Consider the following 10,851-nt stretch of genomic DNA (forward strand, 5'->3'; position numbering starts at 1 on the left):
GCCTTACTTCTTATCGTCGTCTTTGACTTCTTCAAATTCCGCGTCAACCACGTCATCGTCGGACTGACCTGAAGCCGCCTGTTCGCCCTCTGGCGCTTCACCGCCGGCTTGCGCTTTGGCTTGTGCCGCTTCCATCAGCTTGGAAGATACCTGCACCAATTCCTGAGTCTTGGCATCAATGGCGTCTTTATCGTCGCCTTTGAGCGCTTCTTCCAGCTCAGACAAGGCCGATTCGATGCTGGACTTGTCGTCGGCAGGCAGATCGTCGCCCACTTCTTCCAGCTGCTTACGGGTGCTGTGCACCAGACCATCAGCTTGGTTACGAGTTTGTACCAACTCCTCGAACTTCTTGTCTTCTTCGGCATTGGCTTCCGCGTCGCGTACCATTTGCTCGACTTCGTCCTCGCTCAGGCCAGACGATGCCTTAATGGTGATCTTCTGCTCTTTGCCGGTGTCCTTATCGGTGGCCGACACGTGCAGAATACCGTCGGCGTCGATATCGAAGGCTACTTCGATTTGCGGTACACCGCGAGGCGCCGGTCGAATGCCTTCCAGATTAAACTGCCCCAGGGACTTGTTACCCTGAGCTTGCTTACGCTCACCTTGCAATACGTGCACGGTCACTGCGGACTGGTTGTCTTCCGCCGTCGAGAAGGTCTGAGACTTCTTAGTCGGAATCGTAGTGTTCTTCTCAATCAGCGGAGTCATCACGCCGCCCATAGTTTCGATACCCAGAGACAGTGGCGTTACGTCCAGCAGCAGTACGTCTTTGACATCACCGCCCAGAACACCACCTTGGATGGCAGCGCCCACAGCCACGGCTTCGTCAGGGTTCACGTCTTTACGCGGCTCTTTGCCGAAGAAGTCGGTTACGTACTTTTGCACCATCGGCATACGCGTCTGACCACCCACCAGAATCACGTCGTGAACGTCATTCACTGACAGGTCAGCGTCGGCCAATGCTTTTTTCACTGGCTCCAGTGAGTTTTTCACCAGCTCTTCCACCAAAGACTCCAGCTTGGCGCGGGTGACCTTGATAGACAAGTGCTTGGGACCACTGGCATCGGCAGTCACATAAGGCAGGTTCACCTCAGTTTGCTGCGCCGCTGACAGTTCGATTTTGGCTTTCTCTGCCGCTTCTTTCAGACGCTGCATGGCCAGCGGATCTTTACGCAGGTTGATGCCTTCGTCTTTTTCAAAGGTTTCCGCCAGGTAATTGATCAAGCGGTTGTCGAAGTCTTCACCACCTAAGTGAGTATCACCATTCGTGGCCAGTACTTCGAAGGTGTGCTCGCCTTCTACTTCATCGATTTCGATGATGGAAATATCGAAGGTACCACCACCTAAGTCATACACGGCGATAACATTGTCGCCTTTCTTCTTGTCCATGCCATAAGCCAGCGCTGCTGCGGTAGGCTCGTTGATGATACGCTTAACTTCCAGACCCGCGATACGGCCTGCGTCTTTAGTCGCCTGACGCTGAGAGTCGTTAAAGTAAGCCGGCACGGTAATGACCGCCTCGGTCACTTCTTCGCCCAGGTAGTCCTCGGCGGTCTTCTTCATCTTCTTCAATACTTCGGCAGATACCTGCGGTGGCGCCATCTTCTTGCCACCCGCTTCTACCCATGCATCACCATTGTCGGCCTTGATGATACCGAAGGGCATAATATCGATGTCGCGCTGGACTTCTTTGTCTTCGAAGCGACGGCCGATCAGGCGCTTGATCGCAAACAGAGTGTTTTCCGGGTTCGTCACCGCCTGACGTTTGGCAGGCTGACCCACCAGTGTCTCACCGTCTTTGGTGTAAGCGATGATAGACGGAGTCGTACGATCCCCTTCTGCATTTTCAATAACACGAGGCTTGTCACCGTCCAATACGGCCAAGCATGAATTGGTTGTACCTAAGTCGATACCAATGATCTTACCCATTAGTGCATCTCCAAAATTCGTCGTTTAAGCATTTGCCTTGTTAATAGGGGCGCTATCCGGTTTTTCAACACTGAGCGAGAAAAATCCCCAAACTTTTTATTGATATTCGCCGATTCTTCAGGCTTTGGTGTCAACGCCGCTCTCTGGCGCGCGCGATACCATTACCATGGCCGGGCGTAATAGACGGCCATTCAATTCATACCCTTTTTGCATCACGGCAATCACCGTGTTCGGCTCTACCTCTGCGCTCTCCTGCATGGACATGGCCTGATGCTTGTCGGGATTAAAGGGGTCACCCTGTGGGTCGATAGCGCTGACACCGAATTTTTCCATGGTGCTGTAGAACGACTTGTAGGTCAGTTCCACACCTTCCACCACGGGTTTGATGGTGTCATTGTCGGGGTCTGCCACCTGAAGAGCACGCTCAAGATTGTCCAGCACGTCCAGCAGCTCACCGGCAAACTTCTCAAGCGCAAACTTCTTGGCCTTTTCCGCATCGGCCTGGGCCCGGCGACGAGCGTTTTCCATGTCGGCCTTGGCTCGCAGTACAGAATCTTTTTGTTCTTGAAGCCTGTTTTCTGCTTCGGCGACCTGCTGCTCTAATTCAGCGATGCGCGCTTCCTCAGGGCTAACCTCAGTATCCGCTATTGCCTCCTCCGGCGTGGGCTGTTCTTCACCACCCGTATTTTCAGCAGCGGCCTCGGCATGTGCCTCGACGTCCTCCGGCGTTACCGGCTGCTCTGGTTTCTGCGGCTCATTACTCATTATTGCCTCTCCATTAAAAGGGTTTCGTCAGATTGCCCCTGATGTGGGGATGGTTTCTCACGATTCAAGAAAAAATTCAGGGAAATTGTGAAATGCCCAGAACAATGACACACTTAGACCAACCACTATCATCTTGATGCCTGCAAAATACCCTTATGGCAGAGACATTTAACACCGTTGGACTGATCGGTAAGCCCAACCACGCCGGAGCCAATGAAAGCCTGGGCATTATCTGCGCCTATTTAAAAAAGCAAGGCTGCCAGATACTCATTGAAGATCGCATCGCCGATGAGATCGACTGTCAGGATTGGCCAGTGATGGATATCGTCGCCATCGGCAAGGCTGCCGACCTGGCTATCGTTGTGGGTGGCGATGGCAATATGCTCGGCGCGGCCCGGGTGTTATCGCGTTTCGATGTTGCCGTGGTCGGCGTTAACCGGGGCAACCTGGGCTTTCTGACCGACATCAATCCCGATGATGTGGAAACTCAGCTGGATTATATTTTCAGCGGCGACTACCAAACCGAGCAGCGATTCTTGTTGGAAGTGGAAGTCTTTCGCCATGATCAGTTAAAGAGCAATAACGCCGCCATCAACGAAGCCGTACTGCACCATGCCCAGGTCGCTCACATGATGGAGTTCGAAGTCTACATTGACGATGACTTTGTGTTCAGTCAACGCTCCGACGGTTTGATAATAGCCACCCCCACAGGCTCGACTGCCTATTCCCTGTCTGGCGGTGGGCCTATTTTAACACCGAATCTGAACGCCCTGTCTCTGGTGCCCATGTTCCCCCACACCCTGAGCAGCCGCCCCATCGTCGTGGATGCTGACAGTTGCGTGAGGCTAAAGGTCTCACCCAACAATACCGAGGCCCTGCAAGTCAGTTGTGACAGCCATGTAGTACTGAGTGTAATGCCTGGCGACGATATTAAAATCCGCCGCAACCCCTATACCCTACGTTTAATCCACCCCAAAAATTACAGTTATTTCAATGTATTAAGAACAAAGTTAGGCTGGGGCAGCAAACTGTACTAGACATCACCAAAACACTGTATATAGTTACAGTTAACTGGATACTTAAACAGGGGTTGAGATGTTAGTTCATTTGACGGTGCGCCATTTCGCCATTGTTCAGGAATTGGATATTGATCTGAGTGACGGCATGACTGCCATCACCGGTGAAACTGGTGCTGGTAAGTCTATCGCCATCGACGCGCTGAGCCTGTGCTTAGGGGCCAGAGCCGAGGCTGGCATGGTGCGTCAGGGAGCCAGGAAGGCCGAAATCTGCGCCACATTCAATCTGGCTCACCTACCCGCCGCAGCCGACTGGCTGCAACAGCAGGAACTGGATGACGAAGACGAGCCCAATTGCATCATTCGCCGAACGATTTCCGCCGAGGGCCGTTCCAAAGCTTACATTAACGGCGCGCCTGTGCCGCTGCAACAGTTGAAGAGCCTGGGCAAACACCTGATCAACATCCATGGTCAACACGCCCACCATCTGCTACTTAAAGCCGAGCAACAACGGCAGCTGCTGGATGAATATGCAGGCCACGAGAACCTGCAGCAACAAGTCGCCAGTCATTACCGCGCATTAATGGAAGCCAAGCGCCGTTATCAGGCCCTTTTAGAGTCCAAAGAACAGCGCGAAGCCCGTCGGCAGTTGCTGGACTACCAGGTATTGGAGCTGAATGAATTTGCTATCGGGGAACAGGAGTTTCCCGAACTCGAAACCGAACATAAGCGTTTGAGTCACAGTCAGTGTCTTCTGGAGCAGTCTCAGCTTAGTTTTCATCAGCTGTACGAATCCGATGAATTCAACGCATTGGCGGTATTGCAGCAAAGCGTTGAACGCCTAACTGAATTGCAGGAGCACGATGCCAGCTTGCAACCTGTGGTCGATATGCTCAGCGAAGCCAGTATTCAGGTGGACGAAGCCTCCCAACAGTTACGTAGCTACATCGATCAACTTGAGATCGATCCCATGCGCATGCAGCAGGTGGAACAGCGTTACTCCATTGCCATCGAACTCGCCCGCAAGCATCAGGTGATGCCGGAACAGCTTTATGAGCATCACCAGGAACTGCTGGCCGAGTTTGAGTCGTTACAACAGCAGGACGATGACCTGGATGCCCTTGAACAGGCTATTAATGAGCAACGCCAGATTTATCAAACTGCAACCAGGGCGCTGAGTGAGTCTCGTCAGAAGGCCGCAGAGAAACTGGGTAAGGCAGTAGAAACGCAGATCCGTCAGATGAACATGAGCCACGCCTGTTTTACAATCGAGGTGCACTTTGACACTACCTTACCGGAAAGTGCCCAAGGCCAGGATCATATCCGTTTTATGATCGCCACAAACGCCGGTCAGCCCGCCGACGTATTGGAAAAGGTAGCCTCCGGAGGCGAATTGTCCCGTGTTGGGCTGGCGTTACAGGTTATTGCCAGTGCCAATCAAAGTATCCCCACCATGATCTTTGACGAAGTGGATACCGGCATCAGCGGCCCCACCGCTTCTGTTGTTGGACAACTAATGCGTCGACTCGGAAAGTCCACTCAGGTGCTCTGTGTGACTCACCTCCCGCAGGTAGCGGCCTGTGCTCATCAGCAGATGCTGGTAACCAAGTTTACGGATAAAGACACCACCCAGACTCATATGATGTCACTGGAACAAGAACAACGGGTTGAAGAGCTTGCTCGCCTCCTGGCAGGCGACAAGCTTACCGATGTCGCCTTAGCCAACGCGCGCGAACTTTTATCTGGTCAGACAGACTAACAGGGTGACATTAGCGTGGAGGTCCCAGCGCGTTTAGCCGGGGCTTTTCATTACCCTGGCAGCAACCGGAATAACGTAGACAGCTAGCCCTGAACTGAGTTAGCATGCGGCTTCCTCAACAGAACCAGAGCATCATGAAAGTAACTAGACTCCTTATTTCCGTATTGGTTTTGCTTAGTTTGCAAGCCTGTTCAAGCTGGATTTATCGTATCGACGTGCCTCAAGGTAACTACCTGGCGCAACAAGATGTGGATCGACTTCGCATCGATATGACCAAAGAGCAGGTGGTGTATGTATTGGGTCACCCAGTGGTGAATGACCCCTTTAATCCGGATACCTGGTATTATGTCTACCAAATGAAGCGCGGTATGAGTGATGAGCACTTCGACAAAGAATTAGTGCTGGAGTTTGATAACGACCGCCTGGTCAGTATGCGAGGCGATTTCGACACGCCCGAAGAATTCGACACTCCCTTAGACTAGAGACTGACATAACGCTATGCAGAAAAGGCCAGCATCGCTGGCCTTTTTACTATTCAGACGACTCTTTGTCGCCCGCCCTATTCACACTAGCCCGGCCGCCGGTAACTTTGTTGGCTCGGCCTTCTTGCTTGGCTTTTTCCGCCCGGCGGCGGCGAACTTCTTTAGGATCGGCGATCAGCGGACGGTAAATGGCAATACGATCGCCCTCTTTGGGTTGGTCGGATAGCTTGCAGCCCTTGTACCAGATCCCCACCTTGTTCTTGTCCAGGTTGATCTCAGGGTGTCGCTGTAATATCCCTGATGCCTTGATGGCCTGCTCTACCGTTGCGCCCTGCTCCACCACCACTTCTAACAAAGTCTGTTTGTCAGGCAAGGCATACACCACCTCAAGACGGATTTGGTTGTCGGTCATGAGTACATCTCTCTCGCACGTTTGGTAAAGGCATCTACCATGTTAGAGGCAATACTGTTAAATGCTTTGCCAAAAGCCATTTCGGCCAGTCGGCTGGCAAAAGCAAACTCCAGATGCAATTCGATCTTACAGGCCTGCTCAGAAAGTGGCGTAAACCGCCAGCCACCGGTCAAATGAGAAAAGGGGCCTTCCACTAAAGTCATCTCAATAAATTCACCCCGCTTGAGGTGGTTCTCAGTAGTAAACCACTGACTGACTCCGGCCTTACTCACCTTAACCGAGGCTTTCATGCGCTCAGTATCCGCTTCCAATACCCTGGCATCGGCACAGCCGGGCAAAAACTTGGGGTAGGATTGAACGTCATTAACCAGATCGAACATGGATTCAGCGCTGTAATTGACCAGCGCGCTTCGGTTCACTGTTGCCATTAAAACTCCTTGGAACCGGCAAATATACAACGACAAAAAGAATTTTACCGCCTGCCGCAGACAAAAAAAATTGTTGCAGTATAATACGCCCCCATGAAAAAGAAGAACACCAAATCCAATCAAAGCAGCACCATTGCGCTCAATAAGAAGGCCAAACACGAGTTTTTCCTCGAGGATAAATTTGAGGCCGGTATCGAACTGCAAGGCTGGGAAGTCAAGGGGATTCGTGCCGGAAAGGTGAATATCGCCGACACCTATGTGCATATCAAAGATGGCGAAGCCTATCTCATCAATGCTCAAATACAGCCTACCCAGCACGCATCCACCCATGTGCTCTGCGATCCAGGGCGTACTCGTAAGTTGCTGTTAAAGAAGCGCGAAATCAGTCGGCTGATCGGCGCACGTGAACGGCAAGGCTATTCCATCGTTGCCACCGCTATGTACTGGAAAAAGTGTTGGGTAAAGGTAGAAATTCACCTGGCAAAGGGCAAACAGGCCCATGACAAGCGCGATACCATCAAAAACAGAGACTGGCAGCGTCAGAAAGAACGAATCATGAAGCATAATGTCTAACTCTTGGGTTAAAATTCACCGCTTGGACTTGAAAAGACTGAACGGAACCCCCAACTAGGGTATAGTAGTAAGAATCTTGGGGCTGATTTTGGATTCGACAGGATTCAGGATGCCCGAGGTGCATGCAGAGGTGCGGTAGGCCTCTTTAAAAAACCGCATTTAAATAGTCGCAAACGACGAAAACTACGCTCTAGCAGCTTAATAACCTGCTTTAGAGCCTCCCCACTCACGCATCGCCTGCATGCTGAGGTACGGGGAGTCAGAATTGCAGGCTAGCGAGGGAAACTTGTCTGAGGTTGAACCGCGAAATAGTATCAGACTCGCTGTGTACGATCCTGTTTGTCGGAGCAAACACAGTTAACGAAAAGACAAACTAAGCATGTAGTACCGACGGTTGACGTTTTCTGGACGGGAGTTCGACTCTCCCCAGCTCCACCAAATCAATAAGCCCAGCTATGACGCTGGGCTTTTCTTTATTAGGCTATCCACGCTAAATCCTCAATCACCGCTTTCCGGTCTTTCGCTGAAAAGGCCTGACGGTCTGTTTTCAGACCAGGCCTCTCAAAAAAACATGTCATATAGCGAGTAATGTTTGAGACTCGTCGGGCTCTGCAGTAGGCTTGGAGTATTGCCTTTAGGTGAAACCGCTATGTTACGAGTCTTTTTCAGTTTGTTAACATTGCTTGGGCTTCTGAGCAATGTGACTTGGGGTATGGAACGGACGCTCCCTGAAGAACAGTTACAGTTTCGGCGTATCAGTACACAGGATGGTTTACCTTCCGCCTATATTAATACCCTGCTCCAACGGCAGAATGGGTTTGTGTGGGTAGGCACCAAAGGCGGACTGGCCCGCTTCGATGGCACTAACTTTAAACTCTATCAGCATCAGTCCCACTCAGATGCGTTACCCAGCAATGACGTCACAAGCCTACTGGAAGATAGTAACAAGCGTTTATGGATTGGCACCTCCAGAGGATTGGTCCTGTTTGATGAGACAAACAGCATCTTCAAGCCCATCGAGCTGGGGGATAGTAAGCGTTCAAATACTATACTTGCGTTGCATCAGGCCCAGTCCGGCAAGATTATCGTCGGTACCGAGAACGGCGTTTTCAGACTCTCCGGTAATGGTGACGTCGAGGGTACCTGGCTAGAGGGCCACAGCATCAAGTTTTTTGAGTCCAATTCTGAGGCTATCTGGATTGGCAGTAAATCTGGCCTCTTTGCGCTGAATCAAGACGGGCTCCAGCATATTGATCTCATTGGCGACAGCAATTTCGATGTTCGCGAGGCCCGGCTGTTTGACGGGCAGTTGATCGACAATACCCTCTGGCTGGCGACGGATGGTGATGGTCTGTTGGCGTTTGATATAAGTACTAATGCCCTGTCCCGTCAGTACTTAAGAAGTGATGGGCTTTCTTCCAACAGTATTTGGTCTCTGGGCGTCTATAACCAGCGTATTTGGTTAGGTTATTTTTATGATGGTATTGCCGAGCTTAACCCAAATACCGGGCAGCTCTTGCACTTCAATCATCACCCTCATATGCAACACACACTACCCTATTCCAATGTCAGTCAATTACTGTTCGACAAACAGGGATTATTGTGGGTAGGAACGACAAATGGACTGGCTGTTACAGACTTAATCAGTCGACAACTCTACAGCATTAACGAATACCATGGCCTGACAAACAAACACGTCTGGTCGTTTGCAAGGGACGACGACACTCTCTGGATAGGTACAGAAGATGGAATAAACCAGTTCGACCTTAAGACCAAGACACTTCACACCCATAAGCTTGACGTTATAGGAAAAACACCTATTTGGGATTTGGAGATCGTCGATGATCAGGTGTACCTTGCCACCAACGACGGTTTAGCCGTATTCAGGCAGGTTGATGGCGTTAATAGTATTATATGGACGTCAGATAAAGACTCGACCCCCGCTTACTCAATAGTTCGCGACGAGCACCTGCTCCATATAGGGCTTTATGATGGAAGTTACCGAGTCTTCGATACGGCCAGTCAAAAGTATACGGATTATTGGCATCATGCAGTGCCAGATTACATCAATCAGATCATTGCATTCGAGAAGCATTTTTTGGCTGCAACGAGAAACGGACTCTACGCTCTGGCACCCGATTCCCGCACATCCACCCTGATTCCGCTATCCGACAGCGACGTTCAGCCAAACGTCACCTCTTTGTATCTTGATAAGACCCAGCTATGGGTGAGTACGGATTATTCGGGACTGTATGAATTCCGTTGGACAGGAGAACAATGGCAAAAACATAATCACTGGCAGTCTCTCAATGGCCTCTCGCTGACTCAGGTTAAGTCTTTCACTAAGCTGAATTCGTCATTAGTCGTATTTGACCAGGTTCATATCAACATACTGAATCCGGAAAGTGGCGAGCTTGCCAGAGCCCCTGTTCAGCTCGCAGGCCTGAATATGGAGTTCAACCTTAACGCTATTTACAATACCGGGGACTCAGTGATCGTGGGTGGCAATCAAGGATTGGCCATCATTCCTGCTGATACACTGCTCCAGCCCGCTCATGTTCCACCACCACTGAAGCTGACGGAGTGGCAAATCATGGACAAGACTTTTGTGTCTAACGACTCCCCCAACGCACTCACTCTGCAGCCGGAGCATCAATACTACGCGTTCCATTTTACGGCTCTGGAGTTTATTGCGCCTCGACAAATCCAGTATCAGTACCGACTTCTGCCATCCAGAAAACAGTGGAGCTCGTTACCCCAGGGCCAGTTAAGTCTTAGCCAGCTCCCCTACGGAGAATACACACTGCAAGTCAAAGCGTCAGATATTACCGGGCAATTCCGCGCCCCAAACTACAACCTGTCGCTTCATGTTATTGCTCCATGGTGGCAGACCAACGCTGCCAAGTTAAGCTTGGCAATCCTGGTGCTTTTAGCGTTAGTCTTTTGGTACTGGCGTAAGAAGCGCCAGGTCAAAAGACTGTCACGCCTCGCCAATTATGATGACCTGACCGGGTTACCCAACCGGCAGTATTTCAACCGGAAGATTAAAGAATTGATGGAGCAGGCGAAAGAAAATGGAAGCACGATGGCGCTGATCTTTATCGATCTGAACGAGTTCAAACAGATCAATGATACTCTGGGCCACGCCGCCGGTGACAAAGTACTGCAACATATTGCTGAGCAACTGAGTCAGAGAATCAGAGACAATGACTTTGCCGCACGTCTGTCCGGTGACGAGTTTGTGGTCCTTTTGCCCAACATAAAAGGACAGAGCCAGGCTACTAAAGCCATTGCCCGTATAAGAGAAAGCTTTGACACCCAGTTATCTATCGATGGCGCAAAAATTAACTTTGATGGTAGTATTGGCGTCAGCATCTTCGATGGGCACGCCCCCATCGCTCAGGAAGAGTTACTAAAACAAGCGGATCGAGCGATGTACCGCTGCAAGCGAAGTGGTGAAGGTGTCTGTTTTTATCAGCCTTAAGCC

9 protein-coding genes and 1 other RNA gene are annotated in these 10,851 nt (G+C 50.9%); 6 read left to right on the plus strand and 4 right to left on the minus strand.

Translation table 11 applies throughout. The annotated features are described in order from the left end of the window. Positions 1-3: 3 nt before the first annotated feature. Together dnaK and grpE are read right to left on the minus strand one after the other, a co-directional pair. Entirely contained in the window at positions 4-1,929 is a 1,926-nt protein-coding gene (dnaK, locus tag HMF8227_RS09000) for a molecular chaperone DnaK (protein ID WP_109339871.1), read from the minus strand. Between the two features lie 117 nt (positions 1,930-2,046). Next, positions 2,047-2,694, minus strand: a complete 648-nt coding sequence (gene grpE, locus HMF8227_RS09005; protein WP_109339872.1) for a nucleotide exchange factor GrpE — start codon at positions 2,692-2,694, stop codon at positions 2,047-2,049. Between the two features lie 155 nt (positions 2,695-2,849). Between grpE and nadK the strand changes: the two genes are divergently transcribed. The 3 genes from nadK (at position 2,850) to HMF8227_RS09020 (ending at position 5,951) form a co-directional block, all read left to right on the plus strand. After that, positions 2,850-3,731 (plus strand): NAD(+) kinase, encoded by an 882-nt coding sequence (nadK, locus tag HMF8227_RS09010; RefSeq protein ID WP_109339873.1) that lies wholly within the window; start codon positions 2,850-2,852, stop codon positions 3,729-3,731. A gap of 58 nt (positions 3,732-3,789) precedes the next feature. Then, complete coding sequence (gene recN, locus HMF8227_RS09015; protein WP_109339874.1) at positions 3,790-5,469, plus strand: DNA repair protein RecN; 1,680 nt, start codon at positions 3,790-3,792, stop codon at positions 5,467-5,469. Positions 5,470-5,603: 134 nt separating this feature from the next. Continuing rightward, positions 5,604-5,951 carry an outer membrane protein assembly factor BamE gene (locus tag HMF8227_RS09020; protein WP_109341057.1) on the plus strand — a complete coding sequence of 116 codons (348 nt, stop codon included), beginning with the start codon at positions 5,604-5,606 and terminating at the stop codon, positions 5,949-5,951. 49 nt (positions 5,952-6,000) lie between these two features. On the opposite strand, the gene HMF8227_RS09025 is transcribed toward HMF8227_RS09020, so the two are convergent. Next, a complete protein-coding gene (locus HMF8227_RS09025) occupies positions 6,001-6,363 on the minus strand; it encodes an RnfH family protein (RefSeq protein WP_109339875.1) in 363 nt (120 codons plus the stop codon). After that, positions 6,360-6,791, minus strand: a complete 432-nt coding sequence (locus HMF8227_RS09030; RefSeq protein WP_109339876.1) for a type II toxin-antitoxin system RatA family toxin — start codon at positions 6,789-6,791, stop codon at positions 6,360-6,362. The genes HMF8227_RS09025 and HMF8227_RS09030 overlap by 4 nt, the downstream gene beginning before the upstream one ends. A gap of 93 nt (positions 6,792-6,884) precedes the next feature. Here HMF8227_RS09030 and smpB point away from each other — a divergent pair, with 93 nt between their 5' ends. The 3 genes from smpB (at position 6,885) to HMF8227_RS09045 (ending at position 10,848) form a co-directional block, all read left to right on the plus strand. Then, entirely contained in the window at positions 6,885-7,364 is a 480-nt protein-coding gene (smpB, locus tag HMF8227_RS09035; protein ID WP_109339877.1) for an SsrA-binding protein SmpB, read from the plus strand. A gap of 78 nt (positions 7,365-7,442) precedes the next feature. Next, positions 7,443-7,802: a transfer-messenger RNA gene (gene ssrA, locus HMF8227_RS09040) on the plus strand. A gap of 211 nt (positions 7,803-8,013) precedes the next feature. Continuing rightward, positions 8,014-10,848, plus strand: a complete 2,835-nt coding sequence (locus HMF8227_RS09045) for a ligand-binding sensor domain-containing diguanylate cyclase (protein WP_109339878.1) — start codon at positions 8,014-8,016, stop codon at positions 10,846-10,848. Positions 10,849-10,851 lie beyond the last annotated feature (3 nt).

The organism is Saliniradius amylolyticus, from assembly GCF_003143555.1.
GTDB lineage: Bacteria > Pseudomonadota > Gammaproteobacteria > Enterobacterales > Alteromonadaceae > Saliniradius > Saliniradius amylolyticus.